Origin of the sequence: Acinetobacter sp. WU_MDCI_Abxb74, from assembly GCF_025513915.1 — a bacterium.
Taxonomy (GTDB): domain Bacteria; phylum Pseudomonadota; class Gammaproteobacteria; order Pseudomonadales; family Moraxellaceae; genus Acinetobacter; species Acinetobacter calcoaceticus_C.
Genome location: NZ_JAHPRP010000001.1, coordinates 294,719 through 319,849, shown reverse-complemented (window position 1 = coordinate 319,849; position 25,131 = coordinate 294,719). Strand labels below are relative to the sequence as shown.

At 34.8% G+C, this 25,131-nt stretch carries 24 protein-coding genes and 1 tRNA gene; 18 read left to right on the top strand and 7 right to left on the bottom strand.

Annotated features, from left to right (window positions below):
- Entirely contained in the window at positions 1-1,461 is a 1,461-nt protein-coding gene (locus KTH84_RS01505; RefSeq protein ID WP_262471719.1) for an NAD(P)H-hydrate dehydratase, read from the bottom strand.
- 26 nt (positions 1,462-1,487) lie between these two features.
- Between KTH84_RS01505 and queG the strand changes: the two genes are divergently transcribed.
- Positions 1,488-2,579: a tRNA epoxyqueuosine(34) reductase QueG gene (gene queG / locus KTH84_RS01500; protein ID WP_262471718.1), complete on the top strand. Its 1,092-nt coding sequence runs from the start codon at positions 1,488-1,490 to the stop codon at positions 2,577-2,579.
- Positions 2,580-2,675: 96 nt separating this feature from the next.
- On the top strand, positions 2,676-3,665 hold the full coding sequence (gene bioB, locus KTH84_RS01495) for a biotin synthase BioB (RefSeq protein WP_262471717.1): 990 nt from the start codon (positions 2,676-2,678) through the stop codon (positions 3,663-3,665).
- 52 nt (positions 3,666-3,717) lie between these two features.
- On the opposite strand, the gene KTH84_RS01490 is transcribed toward bioB, so the two are convergent.
- On the bottom strand, positions 3,718-3,930 hold the full coding sequence (locus tag KTH84_RS01490) for a hypothetical protein (protein ID WP_042896569.1): 213 nt from the start codon (positions 3,928-3,930) through the stop codon (positions 3,718-3,720).
- A 63-nt stretch (positions 3,931-3,993) separates the two neighbouring features.
- Complete coding sequence (locus tag KTH84_RS01485) at positions 3,994-4,344, bottom strand: hypothetical protein (RefSeq protein ID WP_262471716.1); 351 nt, start codon at positions 4,342-4,344, stop codon at positions 3,994-3,996.
- A gap of 408 nt (positions 4,345-4,752) precedes the next feature.
- Between KTH84_RS01485 and KTH84_RS01480 the strand changes: the two genes are divergently transcribed.
- From KTH84_RS01480 to KTH84_RS01450, 7 genes are all read left to right on the top strand, one after another.
- On the top strand, positions 4,753-5,325 hold the full coding sequence (locus KTH84_RS01480; RefSeq protein ID WP_262471715.1) for a fimbrial protein: 573 nt from the start codon (positions 4,753-4,755) through the stop codon (positions 5,323-5,325).
- A gap of 73 nt (positions 5,326-5,398) precedes the next feature.
- The gene (locus tag KTH84_RS01475; RefSeq protein ID WP_262471714.1) at positions 5,399-6,142 is read left to right on the top strand and encodes a molecular chaperone; all 744 of its coding nucleotides are present in this window, start codon (positions 5,399-5,401) and stop codon (positions 6,140-6,142) included.
- A gap of 139 nt (positions 6,143-6,281) precedes the next feature.
- On the top strand, positions 6,282-8,738 hold the full coding sequence (locus KTH84_RS01470) for a fimbria/pilus outer membrane usher protein (protein WP_262472468.1): 2,457 nt from the start codon (positions 6,282-6,284) through the stop codon (positions 8,736-8,738).
- Complete coding sequence (locus KTH84_RS01465) at positions 8,735-9,754, top strand: fimbrial protein (protein WP_133973930.1); 1,020 nt, start codon at positions 8,735-8,737, stop codon at positions 9,752-9,754. The genes KTH84_RS01470 and KTH84_RS01465 overlap by 4 nt, the downstream gene beginning before the upstream one ends.
- A gap of 557 nt (positions 9,755-10,311) precedes the next feature.
- Entirely contained in the window at positions 10,312-10,491 is a 180-nt protein-coding gene (locus KTH84_RS01460) for a hypothetical protein (RefSeq protein ID WP_017390526.1), read from the top strand.
- Positions 10,492-10,575: 84 nt separating this feature from the next.
- Positions 10,576-11,580, top strand: a complete 1,005-nt coding sequence (locus KTH84_RS01455; RefSeq protein WP_262471713.1) for an AraC family transcriptional regulator — start codon at positions 10,576-10,578, stop codon at positions 11,578-11,580.
- A gap of 97 nt (positions 11,581-11,677) precedes the next feature.
- Positions 11,678-12,304, top strand: a complete 627-nt coding sequence (locus KTH84_RS01450; RefSeq protein ID WP_133973934.1) for a sterol desaturase family protein — start codon at positions 11,678-11,680, stop codon at positions 12,302-12,304.
- A gap of 90 nt (positions 12,305-12,394) precedes the next feature.
- Here KTH84_RS01450 and KTH84_RS01445 read toward each other — a convergent pair whose 3' ends face one another.
- Positions 12,395-13,246, bottom strand: a complete 852-nt coding sequence (locus KTH84_RS01445) for a LysR family transcriptional regulator (RefSeq protein WP_202742292.1) — start codon at positions 13,244-13,246, stop codon at positions 12,395-12,397.
- A gap of 93 nt (positions 13,247-13,339) precedes the next feature.
- Between KTH84_RS01445 and KTH84_RS01440 the strand changes: the two genes are divergently transcribed.
- The 3 genes from KTH84_RS01440 (at position 13,340) to KTH84_RS01430 (ending at position 16,642) form a co-directional block, all read left to right on the top strand.
- Positions 13,340-14,269, top strand: coding sequence for a DMT family transporter (locus KTH84_RS01440; RefSeq protein WP_262471712.1), 930 nt, complete (start codon positions 13,340-13,342; stop codon positions 14,267-14,269).
- Positions 14,270-14,516: 247 nt separating this feature from the next.
- A complete protein-coding gene (locus tag KTH84_RS01435; protein WP_133973938.1) occupies positions 14,517-14,981 on the top strand; it encodes a hypothetical protein in 465 nt (154 codons plus the stop codon).
- A 245-nt stretch (positions 14,982-15,226) separates the two neighbouring features.
- Positions 15,227-16,642 carry a purine-cytosine permease family protein gene (locus KTH84_RS01430; RefSeq protein ID WP_262471711.1) on the top strand — a complete coding sequence of 472 codons (1,416 nt, stop codon included), beginning with the start codon at positions 15,227-15,229 and terminating at the stop codon, positions 16,640-16,642.
- A 59-nt stretch (positions 16,643-16,701) separates the two neighbouring features.
- On the opposite strand, the gene KTH84_RS01425 is transcribed toward KTH84_RS01430, so the two are convergent.
- Positions 16,702-17,139, bottom strand: a complete 438-nt coding sequence (locus KTH84_RS01425) for a PACE efflux transporter (RefSeq protein ID WP_042896576.1) — start codon at positions 17,137-17,139, stop codon at positions 16,702-16,704.
- Between the two features lie 89 nt (positions 17,140-17,228).
- Here KTH84_RS01425 and KTH84_RS01420 point away from each other — a divergent pair, with 89 nt between their 5' ends.
- Together KTH84_RS01420 and KTH84_RS01415 are read left to right on the top strand one after the other, a co-directional pair.
- Complete coding sequence (locus KTH84_RS01420; protein ID WP_262471710.1) at positions 17,229-18,113, top strand: LysR family transcriptional regulator; 885 nt, start codon at positions 17,229-17,231, stop codon at positions 18,111-18,113.
- A 1,219-nt stretch (positions 18,114-19,332) separates the two neighbouring features.
- Positions 19,333-19,409, top strand: a tRNA-Ile gene (locus KTH84_RS01415).
- Positions 19,410-19,594: 185 nt separating this feature from the next.
- Here the strand turns inward: KTH84_RS01415 and KTH84_RS01410 are convergent.
- Positions 19,595-20,458: an iron-containing redox enzyme family protein gene (locus KTH84_RS01410; RefSeq protein WP_197730903.1), complete on the bottom strand. Its 864-nt coding sequence runs from the start codon at positions 20,456-20,458 to the stop codon at positions 19,595-19,597.
- Between the two features lie 278 nt (positions 20,459-20,736).
- Here KTH84_RS01410 and KTH84_RS01405 point away from each other — a divergent pair, with 278 nt between their 5' ends.
- The 3 genes from KTH84_RS01405 (at position 20,737) to KTH84_RS01395 (ending at position 22,942) form a co-directional block, all read left to right on the top strand.
- A complete protein-coding gene (locus KTH84_RS01405; RefSeq protein WP_133973948.1) occupies positions 20,737-21,309 on the top strand; it encodes a TetR/AcrR family transcriptional regulator in 573 nt (190 codons plus the stop codon).
- Positions 21,310-21,485: 176 nt separating this feature from the next.
- Positions 21,486-22,031 (top strand): 1-acyl-sn-glycerol-3-phosphate acyltransferase, encoded by a 546-nt coding sequence (locus tag KTH84_RS01400; RefSeq protein WP_042896580.1) that lies wholly within the window; start codon positions 21,486-21,488, stop codon positions 22,029-22,031.
- Between the two features lie 161 nt (positions 22,032-22,192).
- Positions 22,193-22,942 carry a YebC/PmpR family DNA-binding transcriptional regulator gene (locus KTH84_RS01395; RefSeq protein ID WP_003651352.1) on the top strand — a complete coding sequence of 250 codons (750 nt, stop codon included), beginning with the start codon at positions 22,193-22,195 and terminating at the stop codon, positions 22,940-22,942.
- Positions 22,943-22,986: 44 nt separating this feature from the next.
- Here the strand turns inward: KTH84_RS01395 and KTH84_RS01390 are convergent, their stop codons facing one another.
- Positions 22,987-23,457, bottom strand: coding sequence for an Lrp/AsnC family transcriptional regulator (locus KTH84_RS01390; protein ID WP_004642558.1), 471 nt, complete (start codon positions 23,455-23,457; stop codon positions 22,987-22,989).
- Between the two features lie 344 nt (positions 23,458-23,801).
- Between KTH84_RS01390 and KTH84_RS01385 the strand changes: the two genes are divergently transcribed.
- Complete coding sequence (locus KTH84_RS01385; protein WP_262471709.1) at positions 23,802-25,103, top strand: DcaP family trimeric outer membrane transporter; 1,302 nt, start codon at positions 23,802-23,804, stop codon at positions 25,101-25,103.
- Positions 25,104-25,131: the final 28 nt, after the last annotated feature.

The following is a 25,131-nucleotide window of genomic DNA, read 5'->3' as shown; positions in this document are numbered from 1 at the left end:
TTATTGGTTCACGACTTGAGTAATTGCCTGATTCATCTCAAAAGCCTGTAAACCCCGCATACCTTGTTTTGCAAGTCGGTCACCAGCTTGAGCATGAAGGGTAACAATTTCATGTAATGCAACTGCCTTATGGAATTGTGCTTTTAGACTTGCAATCATTCCTGCTAGCACATCTCCCATCCCTCCAGTTCCCATACCAGCATTACCTTGGGTACAAATATAAAGAGTATCTTCTAAAATCAGACTACCTGCTCCTTTAAGCACCCACTGCCCTGCATATTTTTGTTGTAAGGCATAAATCGCAGAGATTCGGTCATTCTCAATCTGAGTAGTGGAACACCCAAGTAATGTTGCAGCTTCTCCTGGGTGAGGCGTTAAATAAATATGTACATTCAATTTTTGGGGTTGTTTTGCTAAAAACCATAAAGCATCTGCATCTAAAACAATTTCGAGGTGTGTACTCTGATTTAACAAATTAAACCATTGTTGGTAGATCTGCTTTGCCCAATCATCACGCCCCAACCCCATTCCAAAACATACTGCATCAACCTGAGATAAAATATCCTTAATAGACTTTTCAGTTAAGGCATTAATATCACGGAGCATAATATTTGGTGAACGAGACAAAATAGCCTGATGATGCTTTTGATGACAAACTACCGTGACTTTACCTGCTCCTGCATGAAAAGCAGCTTCGGCAGCCATAATTACAGCACCGCCCATTTGTTCATGCCCGCCAACGACTAAAACATGCCCATAACTCCCTTTATGACCAAATGCTAATCGCTTAGGAAGTTTAATATTTGTTGATGTTAAATAGGCTAATGGTTTCAGCTCTTGGTCTATAGGAATTAAATCAATTAAATGAAGCTCACCTGTATATTCTTTACCTTGACCTGTAAATAATCCGGCTTTAAGTCCTAAAACTGTAAATGTATGATCAGCTCGTATTGCGCAAGGTAAGGTACAACCTGTATTTGCCTGCAAACCACTTGGAATATCAACAGAAACTTTTAGGCCCGTTTGTTCATTAAATTGTTGAATAGCCTGTTTCCAATCGGCATTCAACTCACGATTCAAGCCAATACCAAATAAAGCATCAATATGACAATCAAAAATTCTTTCAACATTAAAATTTTGATGAATCGGGACTTTCTTTTCTATAGCGAATTGCACAGCACAATGTAGATTAGCTGACTGGCCTAATTCAGCCGCAAATATTTCAACGTGGAATCCTGCTCGTTTTAGATAACTTGCTATAAAGTAGCCATCGCCAGCATTGTTGCCCTGTCCACACCAAACAGCAATATTTTTAATAGACTGCTCTTTAAAAAATTTAATTAACTGTTGAGCAATTGACCAAGCCGCTTGTTGCATTAAACCTAATGATGAGTTTTGTGCAGCAAACCAGCGTTGCTCCCATGCTTGAATAGCATCGCTATGGTAAACTACCGTCTGCATATTATTATCCTCTTCTGTTTTGGTTTATGACATCTTCCGATACATCACGCATTACGGTGCAACAACTTGATCTTCATGAATTAAAAGCATGGATCAAGGCTCAAGCATTAGACTTGGGTTTTGCTGATTGTGTCATTGCAAAACCAGATGCTCAAGAGCAAATGCCTCGTTTTTTAGAGTATCTTGAACGTGGCTATCATGCAGATATGACCTATTTAGAAGAAAATCTAGAAAAGCGGGCTGACCCCAAGTTATTAGTTCCCGGCACAAAAAGTATTATTTGCGTTCGTATGAACTATTTGGTTGAGTCACCAAAGCCGCGTTATGTACCTTTCGAACCGAACTCTGCCATTATTGCCCGTTATGCACGTGGTCGAGACTATCACAAGGTCATGCGTGGTAGATTGAAAACTTTAGCCACACGCATTCGTGAAAAAGTTGGTGATTTTGAATCACGTCCTTTCGCTGATTCAGCCCCTATTTTTGAAAAATCACTAGCTGAAAGTGCCGGAATGGGCTGGACGGGTAAACATACATTGCTCATTCACAAAAAGTCAGGCTCTTTTTTTGTATTAGGTGAACTATTTACATCTCTAGATTTACCGTTCGACGAACCTACAACAGCACATTGTGGTTCATGTAGTGCTTGTATTGATATTTGTCCAACTCAAGCAATTGTCGAGCCTTATATGCTCGATGCACGGCGTTGTATTGCATATTTAACCATCGAATATAAAGGAATCATTCCAGAAGAATTACGTGCTGGTATTGGTAACCGAGTTTTTGGTTGTGATGACTGTCAATTAATTTGCCCTTGGAACAGTTTTGCCAAAACTGCATCCATTAGCGATTTCAATCCTAGAAATGGCTTAGACAGCATCAGTCTTTTAGACATCTGGCAATGGGATGAAACCACTTTTTTAGCTAATACAGAAGGCAGTCCAATTCGCCGAACAGGTTATCAATCATTTAAACGTAATATTGCTATTGGTTTAGGAAATGCTCCCTATTCAACGGAAATTGTAGCTCAACTACAAAATGGCAAAATTTTGCATGATGATATTGTCAATGTGCATATTGATTGGGCAATTGAGCAACAACTCAACCAACTTCAATGATCAAATTAAAAAAATGATGTTTTTTGCCCTATAGCTTTAATACGAATTCTGTATGATTATGTGTAGTGAATTAATGCCATCATCATGGATATGACAATGACTCTACGTAATGATTGGAATCGTGAAGAAATCCAAGCTTTATATGAACAACCCTTCTTGGATTTAGTTTTCAAGGCTCAGCAAGTACATCGCGAGCACTTCACTGCCAATGCGATTCAGGTCAGCACCCTTTTATCAATTAAAACGGGTAAATGCCCTGAAGATTGCAAGTACTGCTCACAATCTGCACATTACGAATCAAAATTAGAAGCAGAAAAACGTATTGCTGTAGAAAAAGTGATTAGCGAAGCAAAAGCTGCAAAAGATTCAGGTTCTTCACGTTTTTGTATGGGCGCAGCTTGGCGTAACCCACATGAACGCGATATGCCTTATGTGTTAGAAATGGTACGTGAAGTAAAAGCGTTAGGTATGGAAACCTGTATGACTTTAGGCATGCTTAACCAATCTCAAGCAGAGCGCCTACAAGTTGCTGGTTTAGATTATTACAACCACAACCTAGATACATCTCGTGAGTATTACTCTCACATCATTAGCACACGTACTTTTGATGATCGTTTAAATACCCTAGATTATGTTCGCCAAGCTGGAATGAAAGTTTGTAGTGGTGGCATTGTGGGTCTAGGCGAAAGTCGTGAAGACCGTGTTGGTTTATTACATGAATTAGCTACCCTACCAATTCATCCTGAATCTGTACCAATTAACATGCTTGTTCCAATTGAAGGAACGCCTTTAGCAGATGTTGAAAAGCTTGATGTAATTGAATGGATCCGTACTATTGCGGTTGCACGTATTATTATGCCGCATAGCTATATTCGTTTATCTGCTGGTCGTGAGTCATTAAGTGATTCAGATCAAGCATTAGCATTTATGGCGGGTGCAAACTCATTATTCTCTGGTGATAAGTTACTCACCACACCAAATGCAGGTGAAGGTAAAGACCAAGCGTTGTTTAATAAGCTAGGCTTAACTGCAGAAAAACCAAAAGCAACAGTTGCTGAATTATCAGTAAATGCCATGAGTGCGTAACTCAAGGCATTAAAATAAAAAAAAGCCCTGATTATTCAGGGCTTTTTTTTATTTAGACAGAAGTAACTAAAATTCCATAAGTGGCATTAAGAAATGTCCCTACTCGAATAATGTCTTTTCCTGCTGCATGCGTTACAGACAACTCTTGGCTCAACACATCAAAATTAAAAGCATCAAAAACATCTTGATGATGTAAAAGCCAAGACACTGTATCTGCTATATTATCATCCGCAATATAAGTTAAGGCCTTAAAGTCTTTACTCATAAACAACTCTTAAAATTAAATTTTATGAATTTTATATGAGTTAACTCTACCTTAAAAGCAAATCTAAGCTGCTTTAGGGTTTAGTAAAGAATGACCTGACAATAAGCTTGTCAAAGCTTGTGGTGAAAATTCCAAAGAAAGCACATGATTCTTGAGATTAACAGAGTGCTTATTGATCAATGGAAGTAACCCTTCTTCTGTTTCAAAGACATATTCATCTGCAATATTTAAGATACCTTCAAGATTAGTTGTACTTGAAGCAAGATCATGGCTAAAGATGTCATAAATCGTTTGTAAGTTAAACGATGTCTGCTGCTCCGTTGGGTGCTTAATGAGATAATCCTTCAAAAACAAAACTAGTTTATGAGCAAAGAAAAAGTAATTAGGTTTATAGCTATACTTCATACTATTCATGGAACGGAACTCCAGATTATCTTTTATTGAATTACAACTAAGACAGTAGGAATTGAATCTTAAAAAATTCTTAAAAAATAAATATATTTACAAGATAAATTAAAAAATACTTTTTATATATAAAACAACATCTTAAACAAAAATAACAAGCAATTCTTATCTTAAATATTTCAAAAATAAATTAATTTAATAAAATACAAATACTTAAATATTACTAATTTTTTAATTTTATTTTAAAAATGAATAAAAAGATATTTTACCAAATGATAAAAAATATATTTTCAAAATATTCATTAATAAAAATAACTGATCAAAATATATATAAATATAATGTTTTTCTTGTTTTTTGATTGAAAAGTGATATATTTCCTTCGCCTTACTTAAGCAGAATAAACTTGCTAAAAAGTAATGGATTTTATTTTAAAAGGCTATTCTGGGGATTTTATGAAAAAGTTTATTTTTATAGCGGCAGTTTCTCTCTTAAATATAACAAATGCACAAGCTGCAGATGGCACAATTACTATTAATGGTCTTGTCACTGATAATACTTGTACGATTGATACTGGAGATAAAAATCTAACAATCAACCTGCCTACAGTTTCATCTCAAACCTTAAAAAATGCAGGTGATGTGGCTGGTCGTACTCCATTTCAAATTAATTTAACGAACTGTTCTTCTGCTGGCAAAGTAGCCACTTATTTTGAGCCGGGCGCTACCGTTGACTTTAATACGGGTCGTTTATTAAACCAAGCAACCTCGAGCGGGGCAACAAATGTGAATATCCAGTTGTTAGGCAGTAATAACGCTGTAATTCCTGTACTCGCTACAGGCACAAATGGAGCTCAGACCAATTCACAATGGGTGAATGTTTCGGCAGGTGGTGATGCTGACCTTAACTATTATGCTGAATACTATGCTACAGGTGCTTCTACTGCGGGTACGGTAACATCGCAAGTAAAATACACCATTATTTATCAATAAAATTAAAATTGAAGCTTCTATTTAAAGATAGAAGCTATCTCCTATCTATTATTCATTATTGAGAATATGACTCATGCTTTTTCGTGGTCGTAAGTTTTTTTGGGGATTAGTTTGCCTACAGGTAGCACTGACTACCACCGGTCATACTGAAATTGTTTTACATGGAACTCGTGTCGTTTATCCTTCAAATGCACGTGAGATCACTTTGCAACTGAGTAATAACGGTACAGCTCCGTCTCTTGTTCAGGCTTGGATTGATGATGGAAATGCAAAATTAACTCCTGATGAAGCAAATGTGCCTTTCATTATTACTCCACCGATTTCACGAGTAGAAGCAACTAAGGGCCAAACTTTAAGAATTACAGCTCTACCTAATACTTCTCAATTAAGTCAGCAACAAGAATCAATTTTTTGGCTTAATGTTTTAGATATACCTCCTAAACCTGAAGGTAAAACTCAACAAAACCAGACCACTTCTATTTCTAATAATTTTTTACAGCTTGCTGTTCGTTCGCGCATTAAATTTTTTTATCGCCCTATAAATCTAAAAGAAAATATTGAACAACTAAGTGAGAAAGTTCAATGGAAAATGAATGATAAATATCTAGTAGTGAAGAACCCGACACCCTTTTTCCTCACTATTACATCCATTTTTCAAGGAGGTGAAAGCCATAAAACAGACTTATTACAACAAGGTTTAATGGTTGCTCCATTTTCCGAAGATAAAATAAAAATAAAAAATAAAAATGTAGCAGATATGAGCTTTGTATATATCAATGATTATGGTGGAAGAGTTGAGCACCCAATAAAGTTCTAACCTTACTGTATTACTTAAAAAACCTAAATACCTATCATGAATAGGCTCTAAAACTATGTCTAAATGGTTTATACCTTATATATGTTTAAAAAGCCCTTTTACTTATTATGTGGCCTCAAGTATTGCGGTATGTATGCCTTTGGCTGCATATGCCGAAAATAGTACTGATGTTTCAGGTTTCTCAAAAGCAGAGTTTGATAGTAATTTTTTAGTAGGTAATGCGCAAAAAATTGATATTGGTCGTTTCAAATATGGAAACCCCATCTTAGCTGGTGAATATAGCTTAGATGTCTATATTAATGGTCAATGGCTGGGTAAGCGGCGCATGCGCTTTAATGCCAGCTCTCCTAACCTACATGCCGAAACCTGTTTTACAGAAGCCATGTTACTAGAATATGGCATAAAAGCTGATGTGCTTAACAAACATTCTCATACATCGTCTCTTTCTTGTGACGCACTCGGAACTTGGATAGATAATGCTTTTTATTTATTTGATAGCTCCCGTTTAAGAATTGATATTTCTATTCCCCAAGTCACATTAGAAAAAAATGCACAGGGCTATATCGACCCACATTTGTGGGATCGAGGTATTAATGCAGCTTTTTTGACATATAACGCGACTGCTTATCGGATAGTTAACGAACAACATGAAAGTACATATGCCTTTATGGGGACTAATCTTGGAGCAAATTTAGCAAGTTGGCAATTTCGCCATAATGGACAATGGAAATGGCAAGACCATACTGATTTTCAAACTGATCATTCTTCTTATACTTCAACAAATACATATATACAAAAAGCATTTCCAAAAATTCATGGGGTTCTGACTTTAGGCGATTATTTTACTAATAGTGATTTTATCGATTCGTTACCGTATCGCGGCGTAAATATTTCAAGTGATGACCGAATGCTTCCCAACAGTATGCTTGGTTATGCTCCCAGAGTAAGAGGTTATGCAAAAACCAATGCGAAAGTCGAGGTTAGGCAACAAGGCAATTTAATTTATCAGACAACGCTCCCCCCCGGAAACTTTGAAATTAATGATCTTTACCCAACAGGATTTGGAGGCGAGCTACAAGTTTCTGTAATTGAGTCTAATGGAGTAATTCAAAAATTCTCTATTCCATATGCCTCTGTCGTCGAAATGCTACGCCCTCAAATCAGTCGATACTCTTTTACTTTAGGGCAGTTTCGAGATTCAAACCTTAGCCTAAATCCATGGCTGATACAGGGTAAATATCAACGAGGAATTAATAACTACCTCACAACTTACAGTGCGGTTCAAGCAACCCAGCAGTATCTCTCGTTATTAGTAGGCACAGCTTTTTCAACACCCATTGGAGCTGTCTCTTTTGATGCCACTCAATCAAAAGCTGAGTTTGATCATCAATCTAAAATGACAGGGCAAAGTTATCGTTTAAGTTACAGCAGATTATTTTCATCAACAAATACTAATTTAACATTGGCTACTTATCGCTATTCAACAGAGAACTATCTCAAATTACGTAATGCAATTTTAATTCAAGATTTACAACAACAAAATATTGATAGCTTTTCCGTAGGCAAACAAAAAAGTGAATTCCAGATTACTTTAAATCAAGTTCTTCCAAAGCAATGGGGAAATTTTTATTTAGTGGGTTCATGGATAAACTATTGGAATCAACCCACGACCAATAAACAGTTCCAATTAGGTTATAGCAATCAATTTAAAGATTTAACTTATAGTTTATCTGCAATGAGCAGCAAAGTTGAAGAAGGTGGTACTCGCACAGGTCAAGATACGCAGTACCTAGCTTCTTTATCTTTTCCACTCGATTTTAAGAAAAATTCTTTAACTTTTAATAGTGTTGTTGGTGAGGATAGTCAGACTTTAAGCTTCAGTGGCTTTACAGGAAGTCGCTTAAACTACGGCGCATCAATTTCTAATCAGGACCATGGTCAAACCAACCTAAATATTAATGGGACCTATAAAACAAACTATACAACACTAGGTGCCTCATTAAGTCACGCAGATTCCTACCAACAAGAAATGCTTAGCTTCAGTGGCAATGTTGTTGCTCATTCCCAAGGAATTCTGTTTGGGCCAGATCAGGCTCAAACCATGGTGTTGGTCTATGCACCGGATGCTACTGGAGCACAAGTCGGCAATACATCAGGGCTCAGTATTAACAAAAAGGGATATGCAGTTATTCCCTATGTTACGCCTTACCGTATGAATGACATCAGCCTTGATCCACAAAACATGTCCACACAAGTTGAACTTGGTGAGAGCAGTTTACGGATTGCCCCTTATGCAGGTTCAATCACTAAAGTTCAATTCTCAACAAAAAAAGGTTATGCACTTTTTATTAGTACAACAACATTAGATGGCTCACATCTACCTTTTGCCGCACAGGTATACAACCAGAATAACGAAGTAATAGGCATTGTCGCGCAAGGCAGTCGCATTTATTTACGAACACCCTTAACCCATGACCGTTTATATGTGAAATGGGGAAATACGAGTACTGAAAAATGTGAAATTGAATACGATATAGCGGATCAAATAAAGCATAACAACCAACCAATTATTATGACAAAGGCAGTCTGTAAATGAATAATATTTTAAAAAAAATTGGATTTTTGGCAGTGAGTTTATTTGCTTATAGCCATACAAATGCAAATTGTAATTTAAGTAAAGGATTTACTACCGTCGATATTCCAATGAATATAGGTAAAATCGTAGTAAAACCAAATGATCCAATAGGAACAATCTTACAAAAGAATACTTTTACAATATCTCCTAATAATTCAACTGCAACTTGTAATCGTGCAAGTGATCAAATTATTGCAGCTCTCCCCTTAAATTATCCAATTAGCCCAATAGGTAATAATGTTTATGCGACTAATATTCCCGGTATCGGTATTCGTCTTTATCGCGAAGCAGCCGATGCTTCAGATTTTTCAGGATATTATCCCTATAGACGCACATTAACACCAAATAAAGCATATACGCTTTCCCCAGGGTATTTTGTCATGGAGGTGATTAAAACTGCCATGACAACAGGTTCTGGAGCACTAGTAGCAGGCCGTTACAGCACTTATTATGTATCAGGTCAACAGAACCGCCCATTTTTAACCACTACCGTATTAAGTAATGCCCCTATTCTTATTGCATCCTCATCTTGTGAAATTCAAAATGGTGTAGATTCACCAGTTCAACTTCCAACCGTGATGAAATCAGGCTTTAGAGCGATTGGGTCAACCCAAGGAGAACAGAATTTTAATCTGTCAATCTTATGTAATGGCGGCGAAAACAACTCTGGGATCGCTACGAGCAATACGATCAGCTTAAGTTTTGATTATAATTCTGATAACTCAAATAATCAGGTGATTAACAACAGTGCCGCGAATTCAATCAAAGCCAACGGTGTGGGTGTCGAACTGTTATGGAATATGAATGGAGCAAATCAGCCGATTCAAAAAGCAAGCAAACTAAATATAGGTATGGTGAGTTCCAACCAAACTGTTGAATATGATATTCCTTTAACTGCTCGTTACTATCAGACTGCCACCAATGTAACCGCAGGTGAGGTTAAAGCCACAGTGACGGTGACGATTCAATATGATTAACAACTATCTATAAAATTACTAAAAAATAAGCTCAATGCTACCAAGAGAACTCAAAAACTCATAATTTTCAAACTTTGTAGTTCTATTAAAAAATCACATAAAAAAATGCTCATAAGCAAAAATAGCAAATGAGCATTAGTGATAACCACTTAACCTGAAATACAAATTGTGGGAAATAGATCACAATTTGCATGAGTATAATTTCAAAAATCAGCTTAAAGATCAAGTCTTTTTTTTAACAAAAATTCTAAAAGACAACATAAGACATTGTTCTAAATAAATTAAATAAATAAATTTTATTTATAAAAGCTATTTTATAGTGTTTCTAAAGAATTATCATTCTATTAATTAATAAAAACTTAATTTTAAGAAAAATTAAAAGATAGCCCTCAAGTCACCCAAATAAAAATTTATTTTTAATTTCAAATATTTAAGTCAAAACCATAAAAATTTAAATTTCAGAGAATTACATAATTTATAATAAAAAAAACATAAATAAATTTAGAAATCCCCTTCAATTGCCAATAATATCTTTAGACTTTTTATCAGAACGTAACATGCTCATTTTTTGGAAAATATTATGTATCTTATTACTAAGTCTAGGTGCTACAAGTATAGGTTTTGCGATTAGTAACATTGATCTTTTTCTTTTTTTTATAGGTTTACTTTTATTAACCTCCTTTATCTTAGCTTTAAAACAAGCACGTGAAGATGCGGGTTTCTTTCCTGATAATTAAACTAATATAAGTTTCTTAGATATAGAATCAGCAATAAAATCATGGTTGAATATGCGCTATAGTTTATAGGGTGGTCATCAAATTATGTCTAAAAATTCTTCAGACGCTGGAATTTTTTTATGGATGACTTACCAGACTATGCAAAAGATGGGCTTAGATGCAGCATCTATTTTTGCAAGTGTAAATTTGCCTAATCAACCACCCGATAAAAATATTCGCAGAGATAATTCTACCCAACAACGATTTTGGACAGCCGCTGAAGAAATTAGCCAAGATACAGACATTGGTCTACATGTAGGTAAGCAAATGCCCCCTTTCAGAGGGTTGGTCATTGAATATTTATTTTTGAGCAGCTCTACATTTGGTGAAGGATTGCAGCGCGCACTAAGATATCAAACTCTACTTACAGATGTATTTAGCCTTTACTTAACCATTAATGAAGATAAAGCTATATTATCGGGTTTTGAGCATCCCGTAAGACATTATCTAGAATGTGGAATTGGTATTTTTCTTAATTTTTTTAAATATATTACGAATAATGAATTCAGACCTACTCACATTACTCTACCTTATCAACAAGGTGCCTCGCCTGAAACTTATCAAGAGATGTGGGAATGCCCCGTCATTCTAGACCAAACAAAAGGTACTATTGTTTTTCCTAGTGTACTATTAAATAAGAGCTCGCCAGCTGCTGAACCAGAATTATTAAAAATCCATGAAACTCTTGCGGAACAACAGTTATTAAATTTAGAAAAGCACCAGCTCATTCATGCGATTGAACGTTTGCTTAGTAATGGATTACTTGAATCTGGGCAATTTGATCAAAAATTGATTGCAGAACAATTAAACCGCAATCCTCGGACTCTTCGCGCTGATTTACAAGCTATTAATACAAATTATGAAAAGATTCTAAATCAACATAGAGAAAAACTTGCCAGACGGTTGCTTGCTAATACACAAGAAACTATTGATCAAATTGTTTATTTAACCGGTTTTTCAGAGCCCTCTGCATTCACACGCGCATTCAAACGATGGACCAATGAAACTCCAAGTGCTTATCGACACCGCAAACAAAAACAATCAAATTGATTCTAAAGGCAATTGGTCTACTGCCTATTAGGTCAAAGGGATAAAACGTTCTTCTTTTACAATGAATTTAAATTGTGATTAAGAAGAAGTACTCAATATGTTTGGATTTCCTGTAGGTGTTTTTGTTGCCAATGGTCTTGAATGGTACTTTCATAAAGTCTGGTTACATGAATTTCCAAGCAAGTATCGCAATAGTCCACTTTTCACCCATATCGCACATCATAAGCGTGCCCGTTTAAATGGCTTTCATGATGAAGGCTATGCCGAATCTATGCTTAAAAATGCTGAAATTTATAATGAAAAAACAGCCTTAATTGGATTAGCAGGTGCTGCTACCATTTTTTTACCTGTAGCTCCTTTTTTTGCAGCGGGCCTTTATTATGGTATATGGAATTATTGGCGTGTGCATGCTAAGTCTCATTTAGATCCAGAATATGCAAAAAAGCGTATTCCTTGGCATTATGATCACCATATGACAAGTAATCAGAATGCTAATTGGTGCGTTACTAAACCTTGGTTTGACTATATTATGGGAACAAGAGTAACTACCGAAGTATCTCAGACCGAAACTAATCCTTTAGGGATAAAATTACCTAAATGGGTAGAAAAACCTATTAATTCAGCTGCTAGACGTTTACTTGCTAAGTCTTTTGCCAAAATTGATTTAAACTCTCGTCAAGATGAATCTAATTTACGTGAAGGCATAGAAGTTAGTCTGACCTAGTGTATTGATCTAACTAAATTCAAAAGAAGCTGTGGAAAAATGGCAGCTTCTTTAAACAGACGTCTAAGATTTAGCATTTATTAGCCAAGTTTATATTCTAAAAGACTCGAAACAACTCACCAGAAAATCCATGACTACACGTATTGCAGGGCTATGCCGTAAATCTTCATGGGTTACCAACCAGATTTCAGCACTCATAGGATGATCGTCTTGCAATCTTATCAAGTTACTCAGTGTTCCTAAAAAATCAGGTAAGACAGCTAACCCAGCTTCACCACATGCTGCTCTCCACTGAAGTTCAGGATGGTTTGTGACCATTATAGGTTCTTTATGGCCTAATTTTTCTTTTAATTTCTGCTGTTTTTGGCCATGTACTCCACCTACCTCTACGCTAATCCACTCATAATTTTCAGGCTCTGTTGAAGCCAAATAATTTGAAGCAGCATATATTCCAAAAGGAATTTCACCTACTTTACGAGCAACTAAATTTTCATCCTTAGGACGTCCAAATCGTACAGCAATATCAGCTTCACTATGCTGTAAAGATACATAATGAACATCACCGAGCACACGTAATTTTAATTGTGGATAATGACGATAAAATCTTCCCAGATGAGGCATGATAAGATGCGCCGCCGTTAAAGGAGGCATACTAATAGAAACACTCCCCATTACTTCTTGCTGACCTGCCTGAGTTAAACGTTCAATAGAAAAAGTTTCTTCCATCATACGACCGACGACTTGTGCAAGACGTTCCCCATCTGGGGTAAGTATGTATGTGCGTGGTCTACGATCCACTAATTTAAGTTTTAAGTTTTGTTCTAGCTGCGCAATTCTTCTGGATACAGTTGCATGATCTACGCCCAATTTTCTTGCGGCAGCAGACAGTGACTTCTCTTCAGTAAAAACTGAAAAGTAATGTAAATTTTCCCAATCTATCATTGTGCAAATTTTCACATCAGAAGTGTATTAATACGGAATTGTACACCTTTATATAATTGCCCAGAATAAAACCTTTCTTAAGGGAGCCTGTCGATGAACAGAACGGTGGCTTATGCCTATGCTGGTGTTGTAATAACGATGTTTTTTTGGGGATCAGCATTTAATGCAATGTCTTATATTATTCAACATATGCCTCCGCTATCTGCCGCATCTGAACGGTTTTCAATTGCAAGCCTAGGCTTACTCCTGATCTTTTCAATAACAGGCAAACTAAGATGGGCAGCCTTAAGTCAGAATTTATTTATCTATCTTATTATTGGGGTTGTCGGCATTGCGGGATTCAACATAGGTTGCTTTTATGGTTTACAGACTACATCTGCGGTGAATGGGGCCTTAATTATGGCAACTACACCGTTGATGACCTTATTAATGACAATTGTATTGGACGGTGAAAAACTTACCCCTAGTAAGTTTTTAGGCGTTTTATTCGGCTTAAGTGGCGTATTACTCGTCATTAGTCAAGGACATATAACAACGTTACTTCACCTAAAAATAGATATTGGAGACCTATTTATATTGTTAGGGGCTTTTGGATTTTGCTTAGCTAATGTTTTATCTCGCCGCTATGTAAAAAATGCCACTCCGCTAGAAACAACGACTTTTTCTATGATGTTCGGTGCCATAACACTTAGCGTGTTGAGTATGATATTTGAAGATCCTCTTACGGCCCTTACCTCTGCGCCAATAAATGCACATTTAGCCATGGGATATGTGATTATCTGCTCTACAATGATTGCTTATTTATTCTGGTTTAATGGCATACAAAAGTTAGGCGCTGGACGTGCTTCCGTCTTTTTTAACTTTGTACCAGTGTTCAGTATGCTGATCGCCCTCCTTACAGGACAGTCTCTCAATATCTGGCAATTGGTAGGTACAGCTTTAGTCATGCTTGGTGTAATAAGTAGCGGAGGTCTTTTAAAAATTAAAGGAACGCCTCTTATAGTTAAACATTGTACAAAATAGGAAATATACTGCTACATTAAAAATTCTATATTTATCATGTAGCAGTATTTTCAAATATAAAAAACTATTTATTTAATAACTTCTTTAATTTTATAAGTTTTATTTTTAAAATATATTTTTACATTTTTGATTATTTATCACAAAAGCTCATCTTAATTATTCCGTTGTAACAAATAATATATGTTTCTTTAAAACTTAATCAAAGATTGCCATATATAGTTTTAAAACAACCAATGGAGATATTAAAATGAAGCTGGATTTTACAACCATTGAAAAGCAAGCTAAATTGCTACAAGAAGAGCAAGAAAAAATAGAGCAACAAGATCATGACTTTCAAGTTGCTTTAGATAAGCACAGAGAATCTTTAAAGAATTTATTTAAAGATCTTTTCTCTGACCATGAAATTAAAACAGAAAATGGAGGTCATTTTTGTGTGAATTTTGGAAATTTTAAAATTTCTTTATTAATTGAAACTGCTAAATTTGAGAACGGTGTTCCTGTAAAATTAAATTCGGTGAACCCTGTTATTGTTAAATTTAAAAAAGACAAGCCAGTTGCAAAAGCACAATTTACCGATGCAACTCAATATTTAGATAATTATTCAGAAACTCCAAACTATCAATATTATTATAAACAAGAAGATAAAACTCAACTCGTCCAATTCTCTGAACTTCCAACTTTTTTTCAAGCTATATTAGACACGAATGTATAAAGTCAGGCCCTCAATAGAGGGCTTTTTTATATATTATTTTTTTATCATTTAAATCTATTAAAAACAAAATCAATCTAATTAATTTTTTATTTATCTATGAAATATTTAAGCCACTTTTAGGTTCTACAGCCTCAAAAAGTATTTGATTCTTTCCAAAATTACTTGTATATACATGTTTGTATTTGTTTGTACAAATGCGGACTTAATAAAAATAGAGTGGACTCTTAAAGGACAGGGAGAGTGTAATGGACTCATCGGCTGAGAAACCAAATAGTAGTTTTATTGAAAACCGAAGTATTGATTTTATTCCAGAGAATGAAAGACATGGCAGAGTGTTTGCTCAATTCACTCTCTGGTTTGGTGCCAATTTGCAAATCACGGCCATTGTGACGGGTGCACTAGCAGTTGTATTAGGTGGAGATGTTTTTTGGTCGATTATTGGTTTATTTGTGGGACAGTGTTTTGGTGCTGCTGTCATGGCTCTACATGCTGCTCAAGGTCCAAAACTTGGCCTTCCGCAAATGATTTCAAGTCGTGTTCAATTTGGGGTATATGGTGCGTGTATTCCAATCATACTCGTCTGTCTCATGTATATTGGATTTACAGCAACTGGAGAAGTACTCGCAGGTAAAGCAATAGCGCACCTAGCACATGTCAGCAATACAACTGGCATCTTAATTTATGCTTGCTTTATTATCTTATTTGCAACGATTGGATATCGTTTAATTCATGTGGTAGGCAAAGTAGCCAGTATTATTGGCTTGATTGCTTTTGTTATCATTTTGACTCAAATTTTAGCTCTTTCTCATTTCTCAGAACTCTTAGCAGTACGTCATTTCAGTTGGTCTTCATTTTTACTAGCAGTTTCACTTTCTGCTTCTTGGCAAATCTCTTTTGGACCATATGTTGCAGACTACTCTCGTTATCTTCCAACCAAAACATCTTCATCTCGCGTTTTCTGGGCGGTTGGTTTAGGTTCTTTATTAGGTTCACAAATTTCAATGACCTTAGGCGTTTTGATTGCTCAGGTTGCAAACGGGAATTTTGTTGGAAATGAGGTTCAATATGTGGTTGGAATGAACCCTATTGCCCTAGCCGTGACCTTTTTATATTTTAGTATTGCTTTCGGGAAAGTTACTCTGACGACCTTAAATGCCTACGGTAGTTTTATGTGTGTTGCTACGATTTGGAATAGTTTTAAATCGACAAATCAAATTTCAAAAATAACAAGATTGCTCATTGTTCTTGCTATGGTTATGATCTCGACCTTTATAGCAATTATTGGCGAGCACACTTTCTTAAGTGCTTTTAAAGCATTTATTTTGTTTTTACTGACTTTTTTTATTCCATGGAGTGCAATTAATCTTGTTGATTACTACTTTATCTCTAAAGAAGAATGCGATGTAGATGCGCTCTATGATCCAAATGGCAAGTATGGCCGTTGGAATCGAATCGGTATTACTTGCTACTTTTTAGGTATTTTGATTCAACTGCCATTTATTGATAGTAAATTCTATACGGGGCAAATTGCTGCCATGTTAGGAGGAATCGATTTATCATGGCTTGTTGGACTGATCACTACAGCACTGATTTATTATATTTTCGCAAAAAAGGCTCAACTCAAATTTTCTAAACAGTTAGTCATTGACCAAATTAAATAGTAAAACTCAATAAGCTATCAAAGTCGAATACCTTGATAGCTTACTAATATCATTTGGGGCTATTCTTGTAAGGCTTTACCCTGTGCTGAAATAGGTAGCCCAAATAATTTATCGAAGCTCCAATTAAAAATAAAAGTGTAGATGGGAATAATGATAATAAAGGCCACGTCTAACCAAAAAGCAGCAATCAGAGAGATATCCATCCACCATGCAATAAGAGGAATTAAAAACAGAACTAAGGTAAGCTGAAAACCAATTGCATGCCCAACCCTACGTTTGACTGTACGAATATTACTACTTTGCCCTGCCTCCCATTTTTCATATAAAACATTGTAGATAAAATTCCAAGTTACAGCGATGGTCGTAATCATGACAGAAAGTGGTCCTGTATGTTCCACACTATCACCTGCCAAAAAAGCTAACCCTACTGATGAAATAATCATTCCAATCACTTCATAAGAAGAAACATATACGATTCGACGCTTTACACCTTGCATAATCAACAAACTCTACTTAATTCTTTATATTTTAATTTCAGTTAAAATCATATATAAAGTTAATAGCTTTCAGTTTTGCTGACATCAAAATGAATTTTAACAGTGAAAATATTGAACTCTTCATTACTGTACTCGATACGGGTTCTTTCTCTGCGGCCGCTCGTAAACTAAATCGAGTACCCTCAGCAGTCAGCATGGCCATTGCTAATTTGGAAGCAGAATTGGGATACACCTTATTTGAACGAACTCCTCGAAAGGTCATTCCAACCTCTACGGCATTAGCTTTAGAGCCTCAAGCTCGCATTATTTCTGAACAGCTTAGGCTATTTAGTACGCATGCCCATGAACTTTCTTTAGGGCTTGAAACTAAATTACGCATTGGCGTTGTTTCAGATGTAAATACCAAATTATTATTTTATTCAATAAAAAAACTAGCCGATAAATTCCCATTACTTAATATAGAAGTTATTACTGCCCCTCAAGATGACATCGTCAATTTACTTTATACGGAAGAAATTAGTCTCTGCTTAGCCGGCTCAGACCTAAATATAAAAATGCGTGAAAATTTGCAATTGGTAATGACGGAAACAGTAGTTGCCACGATTTCGTCTAGTCATAGTCTTCTACAAGAGAAAACAAAGCAGTTTTCTATTGAAGAGTTAATCAATATTAGGCAAATTGTAGTAGCGAGTAGTGACCATGAAGTGACAGATTCTCGTTCAATTATTGGTGCAATGTACTGGAAAACGAATAGTTTACAAACAGCAATTAATATAGTTGAAGCAGGACTCGGCTGGGGAAATTTTCCTTTATCATTAGTACAAGAAAAAATCGATCAAGGTCATTTAGTTCTTTTAGATTTTAAAAATACCAAAAATCATTTACCTCTATCCATTTACTTAATTTGGCTTCAAGACCGTCCATTATCTAAAGCGGCTCGAGAACTCATCCAAATGATTCAAGAAAATTTATAACTTTTATATTTTAGTTCTGAGCAAGCATAAGTCTCTCTTTATGGTTTTATTTCTGGTTATATGTATTTATTTTAAAAGTTTAGAATATTGTTCTGCCCTATTTTCTCAATATTACAAAAAGCAAGAAGCCTACTTAAAAAAGCAGGCTTCTTACTGTATTTCAGGACTAAGCAATAGTTTTTTATTTTGGAATAATACGTTTATACTTTATTAAAACCTAGCATTTTAGTCAAGAATAAAATCAATAAAATACAAACATTTGACTTCAGTGTGAAAACAATCACATTTTAAGTTTTATATAGAAAACATATTAGAAAAAGAAAGAAATTTCAATGAAAAAAATCTCATTTTCTCTACCCAAAAGCACTAATTTTTTAATAAAATGAGATAAATCGCTTAATTTTAAGATGACCTCACTTTCATTCATTATTTTTTATTTCACCCTTAAAGCTTTACTTATCAACTTTAGATACTTTGCTTCTTAATATTCTATGAGTAATTTAAGATCATATCCTATATTTAAAAGCATGAAAAAAATTATTCACATATTCTGAAACAAAATTAATTTTATAAATATTATTTTTATTCTTAGTTTTAGAATGTTAATTAGGGGCTCTAATTCAAATCAATTAGAAAAAATTTAATTATCTTTAATATATTTATTACAATTTCTATAAATTCACAGAAAAATCCATATTAAAAATAATAAATCATCAATTCTATAAATATAATTTCCTGATTTAATTTTATTCAAAATATTTTTATAGTTATTATTAAAATAATTTTCGATCAAAAATTTATAAATTGTGCACAATACATATATATACAAATCAGCTTGTGCTCTACTACTTTTCATTAAACTGATCTAACTTTATTTTGTCAGCATTATCCAAACAACCTCCCACAACTTGGTTAAATTTCAAACGATATGTATTTTAAAAGCATTAATAATTCGAATCGAAAAGACAATGAGGACTCTATCGCTATAAACTGCTGGCTGGAATAAGTTCTAATTGATCGATAAATAACTTAGTACACTTTACTCGTGAAGTACTCATACGCTAGAATCCATATCGCTTGTAATACTTAACCAAAATAACACAATTTTTTTTGAGTCTGCTATGCACCTACTTTAGAAAATGACTTGTGTTTAATTAAAAAATTGATTAGTATTGCACGCACTGAAAAGCCTTGAGATTAAAAGCTTTTCTTGTATATAGGGCCTATAGCTCAGTTGGTTAGAGCAGCGGACTCATAATCCGTTGGTCCACAGTTCAAGTCTGTGTGGGCCCACCAAATACGAACCTCATAAACCAAAAAGTTTATGGGGTTTTTTAATATGTATTCGAACAGAATATGGCTCACCGTTATAAACAATACTTAAAATTTAATTATCAAATTTTAAAATATATTTTTATTTCCAAATTTTAACTTTTTTAAAATAAATTTTCTTCTTGTGCTGAATATTTCTATTGCATCAATTAGGCTAAGATTTGTTTCCGCATAGTTTCCGAATGCTCTAATTGAGTATCCCAGAACTTTTCCCATAAATCACAATACTCTAAGCATATCTTTTCAATATAGTTATAATCTTCTTCTGTACAAGCTTGCATCAAGACATACCACAAGTCTTCTTCATGATCATCATCCGCGGCTTCGGCACTCTCATCTTCAGAAATACCATGTACATGATAATAACCACCACCCTCCACCTCCAAACCTACGGCTTTAGTTGCTTTACGTAAAGGTGGACTGTAAAGGATGACCTCTTCTTCCGCGACTGCTAATAAGGCTGAAACAGCTTTATAGTCATGATAAGCATTTTCTAAAAACACTCTAACTTGATCTGCAATATCACTTGGTTGATAAGTCAAACGATCTTCTTCTGTAATACCAAAATCATTTAATACATCTTCAAATAAAGGATAATGGGCATATTCTGGGTTTCCCTGATAATAACCATCTTTGTCTAAACCTGGTCGAAACCCAAACTCATCAAAGATATTTAGACTTAAAAGAAAACGTGGAAACATTTTTGCGCCAGCATGCAACCTTGGCTCTAATTGTTTAGTTTGAAATTGGGCCATGAGCAGTGCATCAGTAAAAGTTTGTACAATTGCATGACGATATTCTAAGTGAATTTTTTTTAAATTTTCTTTATTAATTTTTCCGTTATTTAAAATATCAATTGCAGGATGATGTGACACAGCATGTTTAGCAATTTTTGTTCTTAATTGGGTCAAAAAGTCTGAATTTTTTTCCCATAGTTCGGCTGAAATGCTTTGCTTCATCCCTGCGAGAGCTTTCTTTCTAGGATTATTAAAATTCTCAAATTTCTTAGGCATATCTACTCTCATTAAACTTATTGAAGCCTGATCGATTTTTACATATTTTATTATAAAAACAATGACTTAAATTAATATTTAAATATGTTCCCTCATTAATCAATATTAGAATTAAAATCATACGAAATCAAATAGAAATTTAAAAAAAACTTAAGCTAATGATAATCATTATCACAATATAAACTTGTATCCAAGCCCTTTTTTTACTATGATAATTGATATTAAAATTTTAATTTTTTAGATTAAGTTATAATTAGTTCTAACTATATGGAATAGTAATGTCAAAAAAAGAAGATATTATAAATACTGCTTTAAATTTATTTAATCAGATTGGCTACAATGCAACAGGTGTTGATCGTATTATTGCTGAATCTAACGTTGCAAAAATGACATTTTATAAATATTTCCCTTCGAAGGAAAAATTAATTATGGAGTGTTTGCAGCATCGAAATTTAAATATTCAAAATTCAATTAATGAACAACTAAATTTACGTCAAGATGCTAACCCACTTGAGAAAATTCAAATTATCTTTAATTGGTATATTGAATGGATCAATAGTGAAACATTTAATGGATGTTTATTTAAAAAAGCATTTATTGAAGTATCTAAACAATATACTTCAATTCGTGAACCATTTTACGAATATACGAAGTGGTTAACTCATTTACTACAAGAACAGCTCACTAAATTAGGTATAGAAAACCCTACTCCACTTACTCACATCATTATTTCTATTATTGATGGGATGATTATTGATGGAACAACAGATAAAACGCTTATTAACCCTGAAAAAATTTGGCAATATATTGAATATTTAATTCATGAAGAGATACCTCAGCAGGTCTCTTAATTTTAAAATTATCTAGGTTTATTAAGTTTAAAAGAAAAATAAAAAAGAACTTTTTAAATCTTCTATAGCTTAGATAAGCTTAATTCTTAATGCGCTACTTTAGCTTTCATAATTTTTCTAGGCTTTTTTACAAACTCATATTAGAATCCTGAAAATTTATCACCTTGCACTGATCTATGAAAAAATTTCTAGGTAACTCTATCTTTAAAGCTGCTGGCTGGACCTATAATGTAGATCCCAAAATTCTTGAAAAAAAACAAGTTATTATTGGCTTTGAACATACCTCAAATCTAGACGCAGTGCTATCTATTGCTCTCTTCCAAATTTTAGATATTAAGATTCATACTTTAATAAAGAAAGAACTTTTTAAAGGTCCCCTTAAGCCAATTTTAGAAAAACTTGGTGGCATTCCCGTTGACCGTAAAGCAAGTAAAGATATTGTTTCTCAAATGGTTGAACAATTTCAAAATCATGAAACATTTAACTTGGTGATTGCTCCGGAAGCTACTCGTGCCAAAGATGGCTCTGAACGTAAAGCTATCCGTACAGGTTTTTGGCATATTGCCAAGGCAGCTAATGTTCCTATTGTACTGATGTATGCCAACGCACGAAGTAAACAAGGCGGGATTCTAGGCAAAATTTACCCAACAGACTTACAAAAAGATTTGGAAACTATTAAAGAGCTATATGCGCAATTTGATATAGACGTCAAAATTAACTAAATCAAATTGGACTTGATTCGGCCTAATCTCATTCATTAGGCCTTAAAGCTTATTATTCTTATTCAATTGGCTAACAAAACGCAGGGCAACAGTTTTCAACAAAACTAAGCCTATGCTAATATTCCAGCACTTTTGCATTTTCTTTTTTGGAGTTCACGTCCATGGCGGGTCATTCTAAATGGGCCAATATTAAGCATCGTAAAGCGAAACAAGATGCAAGTCGCGGTAAAGTTTTTACTAAATATATTCGTGAAATTGTGACTGCTGCCAGACTTGGTGGTGGAGATGCTGCTAGCAACCCTCGTCTGCGTGCAGTAGTTGAAAAAGCTCTTTCAGTTAATATGACACGTGACACCATCAACCGTGCAATCCAACGTGGTGCCGGTGGTGAAGATAATGATGATTTAAAAGAAGTAACTTACGAAGGTTATGGTGTTGGCGGTGTTGCTGTACTTGTTGAAACAATGACAGACAACTTGAACCGTACAGTACCAGATGTACGTCACTGTTTTAGTAAAACAAATGGTAACTTAGGTACAGCAGGTTCTGTCGCTTATCTGTTTACTAAACGTGGTGAAATTACTTTCGAAGATGTGTCTTTAGAAGACAAAATCATGGAAGTTGCTTTAGAAGCTGGCGCTGAAGATATTGAAATTTCTGAAGATGAAATTTTGGTCATCACGTCGCCAGAAACTTTTGGTGAAGTTCAAGATGCTCTTACTGCTGCTGGTTTGAAATCTGACAACGCAGAAGTGGTCATGAGTCCATCAACAAAAGCCGAAATTACTGATGTCGACCAAGCAAAACAAATTCTTAAAATGATTGATATGTTTGAAGATCTCGATGATGTACAAAACGTTTATACCAACGTTGAGTTCACAGATGAGGTTTTGGCTCAACTTGATGCCTAAATCAAACATTTGAATTAAAAAAACGCACCTAATGGTGCGTTTTTTTATAGTTTATTTAGTAAGTTATAACAGTTAAAAACATTATATTTTTTAATAACAAAGCTGGAATGCAACGCAACCACATTGTCAATTTTTCCAATACGTCTTAATAAAATTTCACTGTAATCATCCATGTTACGTGCTACAAGTTCCAAAATAAAATCGGCACTTTGCCCTGTCACTAGAAATGCATTGGTCACTTCAGGAATTGCTTCTATTTCGGAAAGGAACTTATCAAATGTTTCAGTGTCATGCTTACTCAATGAAACTTGCAATAAGATGTGCAAGGTAAAGCCGAGTTTACTAAAATTAATTTCCCTTTTGAGCTGTCCCATAACGTTGGCTTCAATCAGGTGCTTAATCCGGCGATGCACAGAACTGACTGACAGATTGATCCGTTCTGAAAGTTCATTCAAATTTAAGTCTTCATGAGACAAAATTTCTAGAATTTGTTTATCAAAACGATCCAACTCCATTGTTATCTCCAGCCAGCATTTTACAGTGAGGACAGTATACCCTATACAACTCCTCTGCATTTAAAATAGGAAGATTTAAAAATAGCTAAAACGTTTATTTCTTTTATATATTTTATTACAGCTATGCATTTTAACCGTGCAAATAGCGATGCATATGAATCATTTTAGAGAGAACAGTTCATGCTCTTATTTAATTTTTTCAATATAAAGTCTTATTCCCACTACTATTCGGACGTAGACCGATGATAATCATGGAAATTTGATTATTTTTCTAAACTCTTAAAGTTGGCATTATTATTGTTATGTATTTACAGGAAAATTTTTATCCATGTCGGGGAGTTCCTGTGAATAAGATCAAAACATTAGTATTGGCAATGAGTACTTTAGGCATAACTAGCATAACAATGCCTTTACATGCCGCCACAGATGCTGAAGTTAATGCATTACGGAATGAAGTAAATGATTTAAAACAACTCGTCCAGAAACTATCTGATCAACAAAAGGCAGCTTTGTCAGTCAGTGCTCCAGCAACATCTACTGCTTCTACCTCTCCTGTATCAAAACCGGGTTGGATGGCAATGACGGATGGGCAAACCCAAGTTAAGCTTTATGGTAATGTCCGTGTAGATGCAACCTATGACTTTAAAGGATCAAATGGCAGCATTTCAAATGGCGCCAATTACCCTTTAAATAAAGATGACCCAAGACAAGATTCTTTAAATGTATCTGCGGCAACCTCACGAATTGGCCTAGATATTACTCGACCTACTCAATACGGAGATTTAACCGGCAAAATTGAAGCCGATTTCATGGGTGGAAATGGAGATAATGGCAATGGAACCTTCCGTGTTCGCCATGCCTATATGTCTTTAGGTAAATGGTTAGCAGGTCAAACCACTTCACCTTTTGTAAATACAGATACATCGCCAGAAACTCTAGATTTCACTGGAGCTGTTGGTACAGGCACTACGCGTACAGTACAAGTTCGTTACACTCAGCCAATTAATGCACAACAGAAAATATTAGTTGCTTTAGAAGGTGGTGATGTTGAAAAAGTGAGTAATGCTGCTGGAGGAAGTCGTTTCCCTGCTCTCACAACCCGATATGATTTTAAAACCACTGATAACAAAGGCCTATTACAATTACATGGTCTTGCCCATGAAAACCGAGTAGCACCGAAAGATGGCACTTCTGAAGAAAAATTTGGTTGGGGTGTAGGCGTTGGCGGTAAATATGATTTAACTCCTCAAGATAGCTTGGTTGCTAATTATTATCATGTTAAAGGAGACGGCCGCTATTTATCTTATAGTAATTCTGCTTATGCCTATGACACAACAACACAGGATATTAATTTAGGTGAATTTGATAGTGCCGTGATTGGATATCAACGAAAATGGAGTCCTATTCTTCGTTCTACTTTTGCAATAGGAGGTATTCAATATAAAGATGATAGCGTTTACGCAAATAGCAATTTAACCAGTACCAGTTATAACAAAGAAATTTATAATGCCTTAGTCAATTTAATCTGGAATCCAGTTAAAAATATTGATTTAGGTGCAGAATATACTTATGGTCAGCGAGAAACTTTCGCAGGTGATAAGGGTGATTACTCGCGTGTCAATTTATTAGCAAAATATAATTTCTAAAAATTCGATGTAAAAAAAGAGCCTTTAA